This is a genomic window from Citrobacter sp. RHBSTW-00881 (assembly GCF_013728515.1).
Lineage (GTDB): Bacteria > Pseudomonadota > Gammaproteobacteria > Enterobacterales > Enterobacteriaceae > Citrobacter > Citrobacter braakii.
Map to the genome: position 1 here is coordinate 1 of NZ_CP056269.1, position 18,145 is coordinate 18,145.

17 protein-coding genes, 1 pseudogene and 1 other annotated feature are annotated in these 18,145 nt (G+C 53.3%); of the genes and pseudogenes, 13 read left to right on the plus strand and 5 right to left on the minus strand.

The window, feature by feature from the left end:
* The 5 genes from dnaA to yidA all read left to right on the plus strand — a co-directional run bounded on the left by dnaA (position 1) and on the right by yidA (position 6,968).
* A complete protein-coding gene (dnaA, locus tag HV311_RS00005; RefSeq protein WP_016155069.1) occupies positions 1–1,404 on the plus strand; it encodes a chromosomal replication initiator protein DnaA in 1,404 nt (467 codons plus the stop codon).
* 4 nt (positions 1,405–1,408) lie between these two features.
* Positions 1,409–2,509: a DNA polymerase III subunit beta gene (gene dnaN / locus HV311_RS00010; RefSeq protein WP_016155068.1), complete on the plus strand. Its 1,101-nt coding sequence runs from the start codon at positions 1,409–1,411 to the stop codon at positions 2,507–2,509.
* On the plus strand, positions 2,509–3,582 hold the full coding sequence (gene recF, locus HV311_RS00015; protein ID WP_016155067.1) for a DNA replication/repair protein RecF: 1,074 nt from the start codon (positions 2,509–2,511) through the stop codon (positions 3,580–3,582). Before dnaN ends, recF begins: the two co-directional genes overlap by 1 nt.
* Positions 3,583–3,610: 28 nt before the next feature.
* Entirely contained in the window at positions 3,611–6,025 is a 2,415-nt protein-coding gene (gyrB, locus tag HV311_RS00020) for a DNA topoisomerase (ATP-hydrolyzing) subunit B (protein ID WP_016157816.1), read from the plus strand.
* 130 nt (positions 6,026–6,155) lie between these two features.
* Positions 6,156–6,968, plus strand: a complete 813-nt coding sequence (gene yidA, locus HV311_RS00025; RefSeq protein WP_016155065.1) for a sugar-phosphatase — start codon at positions 6,156–6,158, stop codon at positions 6,966–6,968.
* Between the two features lie 4 nt (positions 6,969–6,972).
* Here yidA and cbrA read toward each other — a convergent pair whose 3' ends face one another.
* Positions 6,973–8,091 carry a colicin M resistance lipid reductase CbrA gene (gene cbrA, locus HV311_RS00030; protein ID WP_191220581.1) on the minus strand — a complete coding sequence of 373 codons (1,119 nt, stop codon included), beginning with the start codon at positions 8,089–8,091 and terminating at the stop codon, positions 6,973–6,975.
* 99 nt (positions 8,092–8,190) lie between these two features.
* Between cbrA and HV311_RS00035 the strand changes: the two genes are divergently transcribed.
* Positions 8,191–9,417, plus strand: coding sequence for a DUF3748 domain-containing protein (locus HV311_RS00035; protein WP_191220582.1), 1,227 nt, complete (start codon positions 8,191–8,193; stop codon positions 9,415–9,417).
* A 1-nt stretch (position 9,418) separates the two neighbouring features.
* Here HV311_RS00035 and HV311_RS00040 read toward each other — a convergent pair whose 3' ends face one another.
* On the minus strand, positions 9,419–9,754 hold the full coding sequence (locus tag HV311_RS00040) for a YceK/YidQ family lipoprotein (RefSeq protein ID WP_016155062.1): 336 nt from the start codon (positions 9,752–9,754) through the stop codon (positions 9,419–9,421).
* 236 nt (positions 9,755–9,990) lie between these two features.
* Positions 9,991–10,063: a sequence feature (ROSE (Repression Of Heat Shock gene Expression) occurs in the 5'-region of heat shock genes and acts as an RNA thermometer to modulate expression.), on the plus strand.
* Between HV311_RS00040 and ibpA the strand changes: the two genes are divergently transcribed.
* The 4 genes and pseudogenes from ibpA (at position 10,057) to HV311_RS00055 (ending at position 12,933) form a co-directional block, all read left to right on the plus strand.
* Positions 10,057–10,470, plus strand: coding sequence for a small heat shock chaperone IbpA (gene ibpA / locus HV311_RS00045; RefSeq protein ID WP_003023882.1), 414 nt, complete (start codon positions 10,057–10,059; stop codon positions 10,468–10,470). (Overlaps the previous feature by 7 nt.)
* 92 nt (positions 10,471–10,562) lie before the next feature.
* Complete coding sequence (gene ibpB / locus HV311_RS00050) at positions 10,563–10,991, plus strand: small heat shock chaperone IbpB (RefSeq protein WP_003827096.1); 429 nt, start codon at positions 10,563–10,565, stop codon at positions 10,989–10,991.
* Between the two features lie 68 nt (positions 10,992–11,059).
* Positions 11,060–11,161, plus strand: a pseudogene (locus HV311_RS28195) (DNA damage-inducible protein D); the annotation flags it as partial.
* 110 nt (positions 11,162–11,271) lie between these two features.
* A complete protein-coding gene (locus tag HV311_RS00055) occupies positions 11,272–12,933 on the plus strand; it encodes a putative transporter (RefSeq protein ID WP_016155061.1) in 1,662 nt (553 codons plus the stop codon).
* Between the two features lie 67 nt (positions 12,934–13,000).
* Here the strand turns inward: HV311_RS00055 and HV311_RS00060 are convergent, their stop codons facing one another.
* A complete protein-coding gene (locus tag HV311_RS00060) occupies positions 13,001–13,450 on the minus strand; it encodes a hypothetical protein (RefSeq protein WP_191220583.1) in 450 nt (149 codons plus the stop codon).
* A 107-nt stretch (positions 13,451–13,557) separates the two neighbouring features.
* Here HV311_RS00060 and HV311_RS00065 point away from each other — a divergent pair, with 107 nt between their 5' ends.
* Genes HV311_RS00065 through HV311_RS00075 form a run of 3 tightly spaced genes read left to right on the plus strand, consistent with a single transcriptional unit; the run spans position 13,558 to position 15,366 of the window.
* Complete coding sequence (locus tag HV311_RS00065) at positions 13,558–13,905, plus strand: YidH family protein (protein WP_016157812.1); 348 nt, start codon at positions 13,558–13,560, stop codon at positions 13,903–13,905.
* Complete coding sequence (locus HV311_RS00070; RefSeq protein WP_019078012.1) at positions 13,895–14,257, plus strand: DUF202 domain-containing protein; 363 nt, start codon at positions 13,895–13,897, stop codon at positions 14,255–14,257. The genes HV311_RS00065 and HV311_RS00070 overlap by 11 nt, the downstream gene beginning before the upstream one ends.
* Positions 14,254–15,366 carry an anaerobic sulfatase maturase gene (locus HV311_RS00075; protein ID WP_191220584.1) on the plus strand — a complete coding sequence of 371 codons (1,113 nt, stop codon included), beginning with the start codon at positions 14,254–14,256 and terminating at the stop codon, positions 15,364–15,366. Before HV311_RS00070 ends, HV311_RS00075 begins: the two co-directional genes overlap by 4 nt.
* 12 nt (positions 15,367–15,378) lie before the next feature.
* Here HV311_RS00075 and dsdA read toward each other — a convergent pair whose 3' ends face one another.
* Both dsdA and dsdX read right to left on the minus strand, forming a co-directional pair.
* Positions 15,379–16,701, minus strand: coding sequence for a D-serine ammonia-lyase (dsdA, locus tag HV311_RS00080; protein WP_103928770.1), 1,323 nt, complete (start codon positions 16,699–16,701; stop codon positions 15,379–15,381).
* Between the two features lie 17 nt (positions 16,702–16,718).
* A complete protein-coding gene (dsdX, locus tag HV311_RS00085) occupies positions 16,719–18,056 on the minus strand; it encodes a D-serine transporter DsdX (protein ID WP_016157809.1) in 1,338 nt (445 codons plus the stop codon).
* Positions 18,057–18,145 lie beyond the last annotated feature (89 nt).

Sequence of the window (18,145 nt, forward strand, 5' to 3'; positions counted from 1 at the left end):
GTGTCACTTTCGCTTTGGCAGCAGTGTCTTGCCCGATTGCAGGATGAGTTACCAGCCACAGAGTTCAGTATGTGGATACGCCCGTTGCAGGCGGAACTGAGCGATAACACGCTGGCTTTGTATGCGCCAAACCGTTTCGTGCTTGATTGGGTAAGGGATAAATACCTTAATAATATTAATGGATTACTCAATAACTTCTGTGGAGCGGATGCCCCGCAGCTGCGCTTTGAAGTCGGTACTAAACCCGTCACGCAAACGCTGAAAACGCCGGTGAACAACGTTGTTGCGCCCGCTTACGTGGCTCAGCAAGTGCAACCGCAACGTGCCGCTCCGGCGGCGCGCTCAGGCTGGGATAACGTCCCGGCACCGGCAGAACCTACCTATCGTTCTAACGTCAACGTCAAACACACGTTTGATAACTTCGTTGAAGGTAAATCTAACCAACTGGCGCGCGCGGCGGCACGTCAGGTGGCGGACAATCCTGGTGGCGCCTACAATCCGTTATTTCTTTATGGCGGTACGGGTCTGGGTAAAACCCACCTGCTGCACGCTGTCGGTAACGGTATTATGGCGCGTAAGCCAAACGCGAAAGTGGTGTATATGCACTCCGAACGTTTTGTGCAGGACATGGTTAAGGCCCTGCAAAACAACGCGATCGAAGAGTTTAAACGCTACTACCGTTCCGTGGATGCGCTGCTGATTGACGATATCCAATTCTTCGCGAATAAAGAACGATCGCAGGAAGAGTTTTTCCACACCTTTAACGCCCTGCTGGAAGGCAATCAGCAGATCATCCTAACTTCGGATCGCTATCCGAAAGAGATCAACGGCGTTGAAGATCGTCTGAAATCCCGCTTCGGCTGGGGACTGACTGTTGCGATCGAGCCGCCTGAGCTGGAAACGCGCGTCGCGATCCTGATGAAAAAAGCCGACGAAAACGACATTCGTCTGCCGGGTGAAGTGGCGTTCTTTATTGCCAAGCGTCTACGCTCTAACGTACGTGAGCTGGAAGGCGCACTGAACCGCGTGATCGCCAACGCTAATTTTACCGGCCGGGCGATTACCATCGATTTCGTGCGCGAAGCGTTGCGCGATCTGCTGGCTTTGCAGGAAAAGCTGGTCACCATCGACAATATTCAGAAGACGGTGGCGGAGTATTACAAAATCAAAATTGCGGATCTGCTTTCTAAGCGTCGATCTCGCTCGGTAGCTCGTCCGCGCCAGATGGCGATGGCGCTGGCAAAAGAGCTCACTAACCACAGTCTGCCGGAAATTGGCGACGCGTTTGGTGGGCGTGACCATACTACCGTGCTTCATGCCTGTCGCAAGATTGAGCAGTTGCGTGAAGAAAGCCATGATATTAAAGAAGATTTCTCCAATTTAATCAGAACATTATCTTCGTGACGCTATGAAATTTACCGTTGAACGTGAACATTTATTAAAACCGCTTCAGCAGGTCAGCGGCCCGCTGGGTGGACGTCCTACACTGCCTATTCTCGGAAATCTGCTGCTGCAGGTTGCTGACGGTGCGCTTTCTCTGACCGGTACCGATCTCGAAATGGAGATGGTGGCGCGCGTGGCGCTGATCCAGCCTCATGAACCTGGTGCGACCACCGTTCCGGCGCGTAAATTCTTCGATATTTGCCGTGGGTTGCCGGAAGGCGCGGAAATTGCCGTTCAACTGGAAGGCGATCGCATGCTGGTGCGGTCTGGCCGTAGCCGTTTCTCGCTGTCTACGCTGCCTGCCGCCGACTTCCCGAATCTGGACGACTGGCAGAGCGAAGTCGAATTCACTCTGCCGCAGGCCACGATGAAGCGCCTGATTGAAGCCACGCAGTTTTCGATGGCGCATCAGGACGTGCGTTACTACTTAAACGGCATGCTGTTTGAAACCGAAGGGGAAGAGCTGCGTACCGTGGCGACCGACGGTCACCGCCTGGCGGTCTGTTCAATGCCTGTCGGTCAGCAGTTACCCAGCCATTCGGTGATCGTTCCGCGTAAAGGCGTGATTGAACTGATGCGTATGCTCGACGGCGGCGACAACCCGCTGCGCGTGCAGATTGGCAGCAACAACATTCGTGCGCACGTGGGTGACTTCATCTTTACCTCCAAGCTGGTTGATGGCCGTTTCCCGGATTATCGCCGCGTATTGCCGAAGAATCCGGACAAACATCTGGAAGCCGGTTGCGATATCCTCAAACAGGCATTTGCTCGTGCGGCGATCCTCTCTAACGAGAAATTCCGCGGCGTGCGTCTGTATGTCAGTGAAAACCAGCTGAAAATCACCGCCAACAACCCGGAGCAGGAAGAAGCGGAAGAAATTCTGGATGTCTCCTATCCTGGCACTGAACTGGAAATCGGTTTTAACGTTAGCTACGTACTGGACGTACTAAACGCGCTGAAGTGCGAGAACGTTCGTATTCTGCTGACCGATTCCGTATCGAGCGTACAGATTGAAGATGCTGCCAGCCAGAGCGCGGCTTATGTTGTTATGCCAATGAGACTGTAATGTCGCTCACCCGTCTGTTGATCCGCGACTTTCGCAATATCGAAAGCGCGGATCTCGCTTTATCCCCTGGCTTTAACTTCCTGGTTGGCGCGAACGGCAGCGGCAAAACCAGCGTGCTGGAAGCCATCTATACGCTCGGCCACGGCCGGGCGTTTCGCAGTTTGCAGATTGGCCGCGTAATTCGCCACGAGCAGGAGTCGTTTGTTTTACACGGGCGTTTGCAGGGGGAAGAGCGTGAGACATCGATTGGCCTGACGAAAGACAAACTGGGCGACAGCAAAGTGCGCATTGACGGCACTGACGGGCACAAGGTCGCGGAACTGGCGCACCTGATGCCGATGCAGCTGATCACGCCAGAGGGGTTTACTTTACTCAATGGCGGCCCCAAATACAGAAGAGCATTCCTTGACTGGGGATGCTTTCACAATGAAGCCGGATTTTTCACCGCCTGGAGCAATCTGAAGCGACTGCTAAAGCAGCGCAACGCAGCCCTGCGCCAGGTGAGTCGTTATGAACAACTGCGTCCGTGGGATAAAGAACTGATCCCGCTGGCGGAACAAATCAGCACCTGGCGCGCGGAGTACAGCGCCGGTATCGCGCAGGATATGGCGGATACCTGTCAGCAGTTTCTACCCGAATTTTCTCTCTCCTTCTCATTCCAGCGCGGCTGGGAGAAAGAGACCGATTATGCCGAAGTGCTGGAACGCAGTTTTGAACGCGATCGCATGTTGACCTACACCGCGCACGGTCCGCACAAAGCGGATTTTCGCATTCGCGCTGACGGTGCGCCGGTGGAAGACACGTTGTCGCGTGGGCAGCTAAAGCTGCTGATGTGCGCCTTACGTCTGGCGCAAGGGGAGTTCCTCACCCGCGAAAGTGGGCGGCGGTGTCTCTACCTGATAGATGATTTTGCCTCTGAACTTGATGATGCCCGTCGTGGGCTGTTAGCCAGCCGCTTAAAAGCGACGCAATCTCAGGTCTTTGTCAGCGCAATCAGCGCTGAACACGTTCTGGACATGTCGGACAAAAATTCGAAGATGTTCACCGTGGAAAAGGGTAAAATAACGGATTAACCCAAGTTTAAATGAGCGAGAAACGTTGATGTCGAATTCTTATGACTCCTCCAGTATCAAAGTCCTGAAAGGACTGGATGCGGTGCGTAAGCGCCCGGGTATGTATATCGGCGACACGGATGACGGTACCGGTCTGCACCACATGGTATTCGAGGTGGTAGATAACGCTATCGACGAAGCGCTCGCGGGTCACTGTAAAGATATCGTTGTAACGATTCACGCTGACAACTCCGTGTCCGTTACCGATGATGGCCGTGGTATCCCAACCGGTATTCACCCGGAAGAGGGCGTTTCGGCGGCGGAAGTTATCATGACCGTTCTGCACGCAGGCGGTAAATTCGATGATAACTCCTATAAAGTTTCCGGTGGTCTGCACGGCGTAGGTGTGTCCGTAGTAAACGCCCTGTCACAGAAACTGGAGCTGGTGATTCGTCGTGAAGGCAAAGTGCATCAGCAAACTTACGTGCACGGTGTGCCGCAGGCGCCGCTGGCGGTAACCGGCGAAACAGAAGCGACGGGTACTCAGGTACGTTTCTGGCCAAGCCACGAAACCTTTACCAACGTCGTTGAGTTTGAATACGAGATTCTGGCTAAGCGTCTGCGCGAGCTGTCGTTCCTGAACTCCGGCGTCTCTATTCGTCTGCGCGACAAGCGCGATGGTAAAGAAGACCATTTCCACTACGAAGGCGGCATCAAGGCGTTTGTTGAATACCTCAACAAAAACAAAACGCCGATCCACCCAAATATCTTCTACTTCTCCACCGAAAAAGACGGTATCGGCGTTGAAGTTGCGCTGCAGTGGAACGATGGTTTCCAGGAAAACATTTACTGCTTCACCAACAACATTCCGCAGCGTGACGGTGGTACTCACCTTGCAGGCTTCCGTGCGGCGATGACCCGTACCCTGAACGCCTACATGGACAAAGAAGGCTACAGCAAAAAAGCCAAAGTCAGCGCCACCGGTGATGATGCCCGTGAAGGCTTGATTGCCGTTGTTTCCGTGAAAGTACCGGATCCGAAGTTCTCCTCACAGACCAAAGACAAGCTGGTCTCCTCTGAGGTGAAATCGGCGGTAGAACAGCAGATGAACGAACTGCTGAGCGAATACCTGCTGGAAAACCCGTCTGACGCGAAAATCGTCGTTGGCAAAATTATTGATGCTGCACGTGCCCGTGAAGCGGCACGTCGCGCGCGTGAAATGACCCGTCGTAAAGGCGCGCTGGACTTAGCGGGCCTGCCGGGCAAGCTGGCGGACTGTCAGGAACGCGACCCGGCGCTGTCCGAACTGTACCTTGTGGAAGGGGACTCCGCGGGCGGTTCTGCGAAGCAGGGCCGTAACCGTAAAAACCAGGCGATTCTGCCGCTGAAGGGTAAAATCCTCAACGTCGAGAAAGCGCGCTTTGATAAAATGCTCTCTTCTCAGGAAGTGGCAACGCTGATCACCGCGCTCGGCTGTGGCATCGGTCGTGACGAGTACAACCCGGACAAACTGCGTTATCACAGCATCATCATCATGACCGATGCGGACGTCGACGGCTCGCATATTCGTACGCTGCTGTTGACCTTCTTCTATCGTCAGATGCCGGAAATCGTGGAACGCGGCCACGTTTACATTGCACAGCCACCGCTGTACAAAGTGAAAAAAGGTAAGCAGGAACAGTACATTAAAGATGACGAAGCGATGGATCAGTACCAAATTTCTATCGCTCTGGATGGCGCAACGCTACACACTAATGCCAGCGCACCTGCTCTTTCAGGTGAGTCGTTAGAAAAACTGGTTTCTGAATACAACGCGACGCAGAAAATGATTGGCCGTATGGAACGTCGTTTCCCGAAAGCGCTTCTGAAAGAACTGGTTTATCAACCGACGCTGCCGGAAGCTGATTTGGCGAACGAGCAGACCGTTACCCGCTGGGTTAATTCGTTGATTACCGAGCTGAACGAAAAAGAACAGCACGGCAGCCTGTGGAAGTTTGATATCCACCACAACGCAGAGCAGAACCTGTTTGAGCCGATTGTGCGCGTCCGTACTCACGGTGTGGATACCGACTATATTCTGGATCACGAGTTTGTGACTGGTGGCGAATACCGTCGTATTTGTACGCTCGGTGAGAAGCTGCGCGGGCTGATCGAAGACGATGCGTTTATCGAACGTGGCGAGCGCCGCCAGCCGGTTGCCAGCTTTGAGCAGGCGCTGGAATGGCTGCAGAAAGAGTCACGTCGCGGCCTCGCTATCCAGCGTTATAAAGGTCTGGGCGAGATGAACCCGGATCAGCTGTGGGAAACCACCATGGATCCGGAAAGCCGTCGTATGCTGCGCGTTACCGTGAAGGATGCGATTGCCGCCGACCAGCTGTTCACTACGCTGATGGGCGATGCCGTTGAACCGCGTCGCGCGTTTATCGAAGAAAACGCCCTGAAAGCGGCGAACATCGATATCTAACTTGCACCCAGGTCTACAACCGTCCGGCAAAAGGGGAATCTCGATTCCCCTTTCTATCCCCCTTTTCGTAGCTGTTTTTTGAGCGGAATCGCGTTAGCATGAGGACGGACTCATTTAATCCGGGGAACTCATGGCTATCAAACTTATTGCTATCGACATGGATGGCACACTTCTGCTGCCCGATCACACCATTTCACCCGCGGTCAAAACGGCGATTGCCGCAGCGCGCGCGCGTGGCGTAAATGTGGTGCTGACCACGGGGCGCCCGTATGCCGGCGTCCACAGCTATCTGAAAGAATTGCATATGGAAGAACCCGGTGACTACTGCATTACCTACAATGGCGCGCTAGTGCAGAAAGCAGGGGATGGCAGTACTGTCGCGCAAACCGCGTTGAGCTATGATGATTATCGTTATCTGGAGCAGCTCTCCCGGGACGTTGGCTCGCATTTCCACGCTCTCGATCGCAACACCCTGTATACCGCGAACCGTGATATCAGCTACTACACGGTGCATGAATCGTTTGTTGCGACGATTCCGCTGGTGTTCTGTGAAGCCGAGAAAATGGATCCCGCAACCCAGTTCCTGAAAGTGATGATGATTGACGAGCCGGAGATCCTCGATAAAGCTATCTCGCGCATACCTGCGGAAGTAAAAGAGAAGTACACCGTGCTGAAAAGTGCACCGTATTTCCTCGAAATCCTCGATAAACGCGTCAATAAAGGGACTGGCGTGAAATCGCTGGCCGATGCGTTGGGTATAAAAGCCGAAGAGGTGATGGCGATTGGCGATCAGGAAAACGACATCGCGATGATTGAATACGCAGGCGTGGGCGTTGCCATGGACAACGCTATTGGGTCAGTCAAAGAAATCGCCAACTTTGTGACGAAATCTAACCTTGAAGATGGCGTCGCGTATGCCATTGAGAAGTTTGCGCTGAAATAAGATGTTATGGGCAAATGCCTTGGCGCATTTGCCCTGTTTCAGCAATTATTTGTGATACTGAGTGTTCACCTTGAGGAATATGCGCCACGCCGCTGCGCATTATCCATTTGCGGGAAAACGCCGACGTCAGGGCCCGACTTTTCAGGATTTTGCCAAACAGTTTGAGACGTAACTTGCGGGTGGCTTTGCGGTAAGCGTGATTCATATCTGGTGCATCCCGCAACAATACAGATTTGAGTGCCTCCGCGCTGTCCAGCGCATAGCTAATCCCCTCCAGTGAGCTGGCGCTGATAAAACCGGCCGCTTCGCCAATCAAAAATGCGTTGTCCTTGCCACAGACGAAGTCTTTCCAGCGTGAAGGAAACAGCACCGTACATTTTTCACTTTTCACCGGTTTGCCGAACTGAAATTGGAACGCTTCCATCTTCGCTTTCAGCGCGTCAAAGCGCGCCTGGCCGTCCTTCATCGGGTAGGCACCGCCAAAGATAAAATAGCCATCTTTGCTGATACTCCAGGAATAACAGTCGGTTGCGTCGTTATCAAAAATGCAGGAATAGAACGGGACGGGATGCTTTTCCGCAAACCATTGTTGAATAGCAACATATTTACGGATCTGGTGCCGGGGATAGAGATGACGGCGTACCAGTGAGTTCGCGCCGTCGGCTCCCACCAGATAACGCGCGGTGATCTGCTGCTCCCAACCGTCGGCGCGGAAGATGACATGCCATTTATCGCCCTCGCGCCAGATTTTCCGACACAGGCTATCGTGGTACACCTGTACATCATCAGGAATGAGAGATTTAAGCCATAAATCAAAAGCATGGCGGTTGATATTAATGTAGCTGCGCTGGTAGTTACGCGTCAAAGAGGCTGCAACATCAACCGTTTTAACGCTAAATATTTGTGGGTTAGCGATGACATCAACGGGTAAGGTTATCCCGTCGCGGATAAACGAACGCTGGGCATCCGGGGCCAACAGACCGCCGCAGGGTTTGGTGAAACCTTCGTTGCCGCACTGGTGTTTTTTATCCAACGCGATCACGCGCATTTTTCCATTCAACTGCCGCGCCAGCGCTGCGCCTGCCGGGCCTAACCCGATAATGGCTACGTCAAAATGTTCCATCTTTCTGTCCGCAAAAATGAAGATGGCGATACGCTAAAGCCTGAAAGTGAAGTGCTTGTGAAGTATGATTGCTGAAATCGTCTTGTATCAGGGCATTCCATGAAGCAAATCACCTTTACGCCGCGTAATCATCAGCTTACCAATATCAATACCTGGACACCGGACAGCCAGTGGCTGGTCTTTGATGTGCGTCCTTCCGGTGCCTCTTTTACCGGCGACACAATTGAGCGCGTCAATATTCATACTGGCGAGCTGGAGGTGATTTATCGGGCCATGCAGGGATCGCACGTTGGCGTGGTGACCGTTCATCCAAAGTCGGAAAAATATGTGTTTATTCATGGGCCTGAAAATCCTGATGAAACATGGTATTACGACTTCCATCATCGGCGTGGGGTGATAGCTACGCAGGCAAAAGTGGAGAATCTGGATGCAATGGATATTACCGCCCCATATACGCCGGGCGCGCTGCGTGGCGGTAGTCATGTGCATGTATTCAGCCCGAGCGGCGAGTTTGTCAGTTTCACCTATAACGACCATGTGCTGCATGAGCGCTCACCGGCGCTGGATCTACGCAATGTCGGTGTGGCTGCGCCCTATGGTCCGGTGACGGTCTCCGCGCAGCATCCCCGTGAGTACAGCGGGAGCCATTGGTGCGTGCTGGTAACCCAGACGACACCCACGCCTAAACCGGGTAGCGATGAGATTAACCGCGCCTATGAAGAGGGCTGGGTAGGGGAAAACAAACTGGCGTTTATCGGTGATACGTTATCAGTCACGGGCGAGAAAGTGCCGGAGTTATTTATTGTTGATTTACCACAGGATGAAAGCGGCTGGAAACAGCCGGGCGACGCTCCGCTGGAGGGCACTGAGGCGACAATGCCTGCGCCGCCATTTGGTATTTATCAACGCCGTCTGACGTTTACTCATGCGCGCGCCTTTCCCGGTCTGGTAAATCAGCCGCGCCATTGGGTGCGCAGTAATCCAAAGGCATCTGAGATTGCGTTTTTAATGCGTGATGACGTCGGCATTGTGCAACTGTGGCTGATTTCCCCACAAGGAGGAGAACCGCGTCAGCTTACCCGCTGCGCCACGGATATTCAGTCAGCATTCAACTGGCATCCGTCAGGGAAATGGCTGGGGTTTGTACTGGATAACAAAATTGCTCGTTGTGATGCTCAGACGGGAGAGGTTGATTTTCTAACGGACCGTCACGGCAACCCACCATCGGGCGATGCGATCATCTTCTCTCCTGATGGTCGACAGGTTGCGTGGATGGAAGACGTCGAGGGTTTCCGCCAGCTGTGGGTAACAGAGACTGGGCGTTAACTTAAGGAGCAGGCATTTCAGCCGGAGGGATAACAGCGTTCGCGGCCTGCGTTCTCTCCTCGCTTTTTTCTACACGGGATCTCACCGAGTTATCTTTGCGAAAGAGATCCCACGGAAGTAATACTGTATCCAGTACTGCGGTAAACGGCATATCCAGAATCGCCAGTGACTTGGTTCCCCAGTTTGTATCACTTTCGCTAATCATTGTGGCGCTGGCGCGCGTGCCAGGATACGTCCCTTCTTTGCCTCCGGTATGCGACATAATGCTGGAACAGCCGCTCACAAACGCCATCCCGCTGCACATTGTCAGTGTTACCAACATTTTTTTTATCATCATTTTTTTCATCTGTATTTATTGTGTTTGCATGGTGAGTTAAAGCGATCCGTTGCGAAAATAACATCACCATTTCGTCACACTGTGGCGGCTATCGCGATTTAACGATAACAACTGCTCCCACCAGTGTATGCAATAGACAACAAACTGCAAAAAAAGTCAGATGAATACGCTTGAAAAGTTTGTATTAAGACCCATTTTTAGAGTGTAGACAAATGAAGGGCATGCCTGATGGGTGTCCTGGCTACCTGACCTGTCCATGATGGAAGGTCTATTATTCTCGCTGATTTCAGGAGCTATTGATTATGCGTAACTTTGATTTATCCCCGCTGTACCGTTCTGCTATTGGTTTTGATCGCCTGTTTAACCTGCTGGAAAACAATCAGGGCCAGAGCAATGGCGGCTACCCTCCGTATAACGTTGAGCTGGTAGACGAAAACCATTACCGAATTGCGATTGCCGTTGCTGGTTTTGCTGAAAGCGAACTGGAAATTACTGCCCAGGACAATCTGCTGGTGGTGAAAGGCGCCCATGCGGACGATCAAAAAGAACGTACTTACCTGTATCAGGGGATTGCCGAGCGCAACTTCGAACGTAAGTTCCAGTTAGCCGAGAACATTCATGTTCGCGGCGCGAACCTGGTGAATGGTCTGCTGTATATCGATCTCGAACGCGTGATTCCCGAGGCGAATAAGCCGCGCCGCATCGAAATCAACTAATTCTGTGGGCCGCTTCAGGCGGCCCTGCTAAGCAATCGGCTTGCCGTCAGGGAGCCAAAAGGTACTTACTCGCTTCTTAGAAGGAGATTATTATGCGTAACTACGATTTATCCCCACTGCTGCGTCAATGGATCGGTTTTGACAAACTGGCCAATGCCTTGCAAAACACGGGCGAAAGCCAGAGCTTCCCGCCTTATAACATCGAAAAGAGCGATGATAACCACTACCGCATTACCCTTGCGTTAGCCGGTTTCCGCCAGGAAGATCTGGATATTCAACTGGAAGGCACGCGCCTGACCGTGAAAGGTACGCCGCAGCAGCCGGAAAAAGAGACCAAATGGTTGCATCAGGGGCTGGTCACTCAGCCGTTCAGCCTGAGCTTTACGCTGGCTGAAAATATGGAAGTCTCCGGCGCAAGCTTCACTAACGGCTTGCTGCATATCGATTTGACCCGGAATGAACCTGAAACCATCGCTCCACAACGTATCGCCATCAGCGAACGTCCCGCATTAGACAGTTAAATAGCTCCATGCCTTTGCCCCGCCAGAAATGACGGGGCTTTTTTGTGCATCAGCCCACATGAAACTATGATCTGGAGGGCAGGATGCCGGAAGCGCTGCCATTGCCAGAAAAAAGCATTCAGCAATTTCAAATCGACGTGAAGAAAAACAGTAAAGAACGCCCTTCTTAAGCGCTCCTGGGCGCTCTGTAGCATGATAATGTGCGCCACTCTGCATTCATGCCTGAACGGTTCAGTCATAATCTTCGTTAAATAAAATGTTATTCACAGGGAACAGGAAAATGAGTGATATAGCATTGACGGTCAGCGTTCTGGCAATGGTGGCAGTTGTCGGATTATGGATCGGCAACATAAAAATACGTGGTGTTGGTTTTGGCATCGGAGGCGTGCTGTTCGGCGGTATTATTGTCGGGCATTTTGTCGATCAGGCAGGGATGACCCTGAGCGGCGACATGCTGCATTTTATTCAGGAATTTGGCCTGATTCTTTTCGTCTACACCATCGGTATTCAGGTGGGGCCGGGCTTTTTTGCGTCACTGCGCGTTTCGGGCCTGCGGCTGAATCTGTTTGCCGTGCTGATTGTTATCATGGGTGGCCTGGTCACCGCGATCCTGCATAAGATTTTTGCCATTCCCCTTCCCGTGGTGCTGGGCATTTTTTCCGGTGCGGTCACTAATACTCCGGCGTTAGGCGCGGGGCAGCAGATTCTGCGCGATCTGGGTACTCCTGTTGATGTGGTGGATCAGATGGGGATGAGCTATGCCATGGCTTATCCTTTTGGTATCTGCGGTATTTTGCTCACTATGTGGCTGATGCGCCTAATTTTTCGCGTTAACGTCGATGCCGAAGCCCATCAGCATGAATCCACGCTGACCAACGGACACGCGCTGATTCAGACGATGAATATCCGTGTGGAAAACCCGAACCTCAACAACATGGCGATTCAGGATGTCCCAATCCTGAACAGCGACAAAATTATCTGCTCACGTTTAAAACGTGAAGAAACATTGATGGTGCCGTCGCCGGGGACGATTATCCAGATGGGCGACCTGCTACACCTGGTTGGTCAGCCTGCTGATCTGCACAACGCGCAGGTGGTGATTGGGCAGGAGGTGGACACATCGCTGTCGACGCGAGGCACCGATTTACGCGTTGAGCGCGTGGTGGTGACCAACGAACAGGTGCTGGGGAAACGAATCCGCGACCTGCATTTCAAAGAACGTTACGACGTGGTTATCTCCCGTCTGAACCGTGCGGGGGTTGAGCTGGTAGCCAGCAGCGACGCCAGCCTGCAGTTTGGCGACATCCTCAATCTGGTCGGTCGACCTTCCTCGATTGATGCTGTTGCTAATGTGGTGGGTAACGCCCAGCAAAAACTGCAGCAGGTGCAGATGCTGCCGGTATTTATCGGGATCGGGCTGGGTGTTCTGCTGGGTTCAATCCCGCTGTTCATTCCTGGGTTCCCGGTGGCGCTTAAACTGGGGTTGGCCGGTGGGCCGCTGATTATGGCGTTGATCCTGGGGCGTATTGGCAGCATCGGTAAGTTGTATTGGTTTATGCCCCCCAGCGCTAACCTGGCGCTGCGAGAGTTGGGTATCGTGCTGTTTCTCGCAGTGGTTGGTCTGAAGTCAGGCGGTGATTTTGTTCATACCCTGACGCAGGGGGATGGCCTGAGCTGGGTGGGCTACGGTATTTTCATCACCGCGATTCCGCTGATTACCGTGGGGCTGCTGGCGAGGATTTTCGTCAAAATGAACTACCTGACGCTGTGCGGCATGCTGGCTGGCTCAATGACCGATCCGCCTGCACTGGCATTTGCTAACAACCTGCATGCCACCAGCGGGGCAGCGGCGCTTTCGTATGCGACCGTTTATCCGCTAGTGATGTTCCTGCGAATTATCACGCCGCAACTGCTGGCGGTGATTTTTTGGGGGATGGGTTAAAGAGCGAGTATCCGGCCTGCATCACCTGTAGGCCGGGTAAGATGAACGTCGCCATCTGGCATGCAAACTAAACCGGTGAAACGTTGCCGAGAAAGGAGAAGATCAGAATAAGCAGGATGATGGCGCAGATAATTCCAATACCAAAAAGCAGGGCGTGAAAGGCGAGCGTTCCGCCACCAAAGCACATCGCACCACAAATACCCCAACGATTTTCTTTGCGCATGCCGCCAATAAATGCACATACCAGCGCGATGACGGCAAGAGCAATGCCGCTGTTATCCAGTATCTTATCGATATCTGTTGCTGGTTTTTCCACTGTGGTAGACGCTTGTTCGCCTTTCAGTCCAGCAAGAATACCTTTTTTAATGGCTGATACCTTCTCTGATACCACGCTTTCAAGCGTAGGAGGCGGGGCGGAAAAAGGGCCGAAAGAAAAATGAAAAATGCCAAGGAACAATGCAATGGCGCCAAAAAGCATTCCCAATGAGCTACATTTGTTTTGCGATAATATGTCCATCAGACCTCCTTGTGCTGGATGGCATAAAGAGTATCAGCAATACCATGTTCGCAATTCTGAAAGTGAGCAGCGTTGCAGCTGAACTGTGAAAGTAAAAAGGAGTCCTGATGAAAATTTCCCGCCTTGGAGAAGCCCCGGATTACCGCTTCTCACTGGCAAATGAGCGTACCTTTCTGGCGTGGATCCGTACCGCGCTGGGGTTTCTGGCGGCGGGGGTTGGTCTCGACCAACTGGCTCCGGATTTTGCCACGCCGGTAATTCGTGAGCTTTTGGCGCTGTTGCTGTGCCTGTTTGCCGGTGGTCTGGCGATTTATGGCTACCTGCGCTGGCTGCGTAATGAGAGGGCGATGCGCCTGAAAGAGGATTTGCCCTATACCCATAGCCTGTTAATCATCAGTCTGATTTTGTTTATTGTCGCGGTGATTGTCATGGGACTGGTACTGTATGCCGGATAGCCGTAAGTCGCGACGTATCGCCGATCCGGGGTTACAACCGGAGCGAACATCGCTGGCCTGGTTTCGTACGCTTCTGGGTTATGGCGCGCTAATGGCGTTGGCGCTGAAGCACAACTGGCATCAGGCGGGTTTCCTGTTTTGGGTTTCAATTGTGGTGCTGGCGATGGTGGCGATCGTTCTGTGGCGCTATACCCGCAGCCGTAATCTGATGGATGTTACGCATAGCGATTTTTCTGAATCTCGCGCGGTGCGTGACAAATTTATGATCTCCCTCGCGGTGTTATCCCTCGCAATACTGTTTGCTGTAACGCATGTCCGCCAACTTATTGCGTTTATCGGGAATTTAGCATGACAGGATGTCAGGTCATGGCCAAACCAGCCAGCTCTCGTTGTAACCTGGATTGTCGTTACTGTTTTTACATCGATAAACCCACTCAACCCGAAATGGATGACGCCACCTTAGAGACGTTTATTCGTCAGCATATCACCGCACAGCCGGGGGCTGACGTGATGTTCGCCTGGCAGGGCGGAGAGCCAACCCTCTGTGGCATCGACTTTTTCCGCCGCGTAGTGACGTTGCAAAAACAGTACGGGGAAGGGAAGAAAATCCATAACGCGTTCCAGACCAACGGGATTTTGCTCAACGACGAATGGTGTCAGTTTTTGCACGATAACGGCTGGCTGGTGGGGATTTCGTTGGATGGCCCCGCCGAGTTGCACGATGCTTATCGTGTTAACCGCAGCGGAAAACCGACTCACCATAAGGTGGTGGACGCCATTGCCAGGCTCCGTAAGCATCAGGTGGAGTTCAATCTGCTGGTAGTGGTTAATTCTCTGAACAGCCAGCGACCAGGACAGATGTATCGCTACCTTCGCCAGCTTGGCACGCCTTTTTTGCAGTTCATTCCGCTGGTTGAATATGATGAAGACGGCGAGCTTACCGCCGAATCCGTCCCGCCTCAGGCGTGGGGAACCTTCCTGAATACCGTCTTTGATATCTGGGTCAGAGAGGATATTGGCCGCGTATTCGTCCAGCTATTTGATTCAACTCTGGGCGTATGGTGCGGACACCCGGCGCAGATGTGTTCGCTAAGCTCCACTTGCGGACATGCTTTTGCTCTGGAAGCGAATGGCGATTTGTATCAATGCGATCACTATGTTCACCCTGATTTTCGCCTGGGTAATATTCATCGCACGTCGTTGAGTGAGCTCAACGCCAGCCCGTGGGCAGTGGCGTTTGGTCAGTCCAAGAGAACCACGCTGAGCGCGGAATGCCAGGCGTGTTCGCTATTACGCTTTTGCCATGGCGATTGTCCAAAGCATCGCGACAGCAGTGGAAAGAGTGCGATTTGCGGCGGATACAGCGCTTTCTTCAATCATACCGCGCCGCATATGCGCGTGATGCGTGACCTTCTGAAGCAACATCGCTCACCGATGGAACTGATGGCGATGCTGCGTTAAGTTCAGCGGCGTTTAACGTCCTTTGGCCAGATACTGCGCCATTTCGGCTTCCGGCACCATGCCGCCGCCGGTCGCCCACACCAGGTGGGTGGCGTTATTGAGCTGCTCCGCGCTGAAGCCGTGCATTTGCTGATAGTCAGCAGAAGCGCAAACGTGCTGCGGACCGGCCATCCCGGCCAGCGCCGACGGCTCAAGGCGAATGCCTTCTTCCTGCGCCAGCCAGCCCAGCATGTCGTACATAGTCTGATCGTCCAGGGTGTACAGACCGTCGAGCAGACGTTCCATTGCCCGGCCAACAAAGCCGGACGCGCGGCCCACCGCCAGCCCATCTGCCGCTGTCAGGTTATCGATGCCAATGTCCTGCACAGAAATCGTATCGTGCAGCCCGGTATAAATCCCCAGCAGCATGCACGGTGAATGGGTCGGTTCTGCGAAGAAACAGTGCACGTTATCGCCGAATGCCAGCTTCAGGCCAAAAGCCACCCCGCCAGGCCCACCGCCGACGCCGCACGGCAGGTAAACAAACAGCGGATGGTCGGCATCCACCACGCGCCCCTGCTGCGCGAACTGCGCCTTCAGACGCTCGCCGGCGACCGCATAACCTAAAAACAACGTGCGGGAATTTTCATCATCGATAAAGAAACAGTTCGGATCGGATTGTGCCGCCTTACGGCCCTGCTCAACCGCCACGCCATAATCTTCTTCATACTCCACGACCGTCACGCCGTGGCTGCGCAGTTTGGCTTTTTTCCATGCGCGAGCGTCGGCAGACATATGAACAGTTACCTTAAAGCCGATACGGGCGCTCATAATGCCGATCGACATCCCAAGGTTGCCGGTGGAGCCTACGGCGATGCTGTACTGACTGAAGAACTGTTTAAACTCAGGCGAAAGCAGAATGCTGTAATCGTCTTGTGTGGTCAGCAGACCGGCTTCCAGCGCCAGTTTTTCCGCGTGGGTTAGCACTTCATAAATACCGCCACGCGCTTTAATTGAGCCGGAAATCGGTAGATGGCTGTCTTTCTTCAGCAGAATTTCGCCGTTGATGCGCTGCCCATACTCTTTTTCCAGCCGCTTTTGCATCGTTGGGATCGCGGCCAGTTCAGATTCGATAATGCCGCCGGTGGCTGCGGTTTCCGGGAATGCCTGCGCCAGATACGGCGCGAAGCGCGTCAGACGAGCGTGGGCATCCTGAACATCGTGCTCTGTCAGGCCAACATACGGTAAACCTTCCGCAAGAGAGGTAGTGCCAGGGTTAAACCAGGTCGTCTCCTTGAGAGCGACCAGATCTTCCACTAAAGGATGCTGGGCGATAAGTGTTTGAATGTTTTCCATAGTCAGTCTCTTTGCGCTTAGATAATAAAGGAAAGCAGGAATGTGCAAACCAGTGCAATAACGGACGCGATAAATGTCGCGGTCGTATAATATTTGAACGTCTCATTTAGGGTGGCGCCGCAGTACTGCTTCACCAGCCAGAAGAGGGAATCGGTGACGATCGTGCAGCCAATCGCGCCGGAACCGATGGCAATGGCGATGATCTCCGGGCTAACGTTGGGGTAGAGCGGCAGCATCGGGGCCACGATTGCCGTCGCACCCATCATCGCCACCGTGGCAGAGCCCACCGCAGCATGCAGGATTAACGCCACCAGCCAAGCCAGCAGAATCGGGTGCATATGCATGTTCGAGAGGATCAGCGCGAGGGTATCCGCCAGTCCGCTGCTCTTGAGGATAGCGTTGAATGCGCCGCCTGCGCCGATAATCAGCAAAATGTTAGCAATGGAGCCAAAACCGTTTTCGGTGTGGGTCAGCAGCGCACCCATGCCAATGTGCTGACGCAGGCCGAGAATGTAATAGGCCACGAAAACGGCAATAAACATCGCGGTGATCGGGTTACCAATAAACTCCAACAGCGTATAAACCGTGCTGCCTTTCGCCATGTTCAGCTCAGCGACGGTTTTTACCAGCATCAGGCCAATCGGCAGCAGTACGGTAAACAGCGTAGCGCCCAGCGATGGCAGCGTACTTTCGTCGCGCACCTTGAGGTCGGAAAACTCAGCCGGAACCGGTTTAAACGGCAGACGGTTACCGAGGAATTTCAGATACAGCGGACCGCCGATCAGCGAGGCCATTAAGCCCACCAGTAAGCCGTAGACAATCACGGTGCCAATGTCCGCGCCCAGCTTGTTCGCCACGAACAGGGCGGCTGGATGCGGCGGCACGACGCAGTGTACCGCCATCAGCGCTGTACATAACGGAATCGCCAGCTTCAGTAGCGAGGTATTGGTTTTTTTGGCAATTGAAAAGGCCAGAGGAATCAACAGCACTACGCCGACTTCAACAAACAGCGTGATCCCGCAAATCAGCCCGACCAGTACCATAATGACGTCAGCGGAAAGCCAGCGACAGCGCTGTAGCGTCAGGCCGATACGTTCGGCCGCGCCGGACACTTCCATCATTTTGCCAAGAATGGTCCCAAGGCCGATAACCGCGGCGAGGAAGCCCAACGTACCGCCGATGCCACTCTCAATGGCATTGACCATATCCAGCGGCCCCATACCCATCATCGTACCCACGAAGAAGCTGGCTAACAGCAGCGCCAGAAACGGGTGGAATTTGAACTTCACGATGGTCAAAACGATTAACACGATGCTTATCAGCAGCGTGCTCACAACCCAGATTTGAGAGTGCATAACTCACCTTGCCCTGTGATTAATATAGGGTTATTGGACAAAAATAAGGCATGGTCTGACAAACGATATAAACCCCCTTTCACATGAGC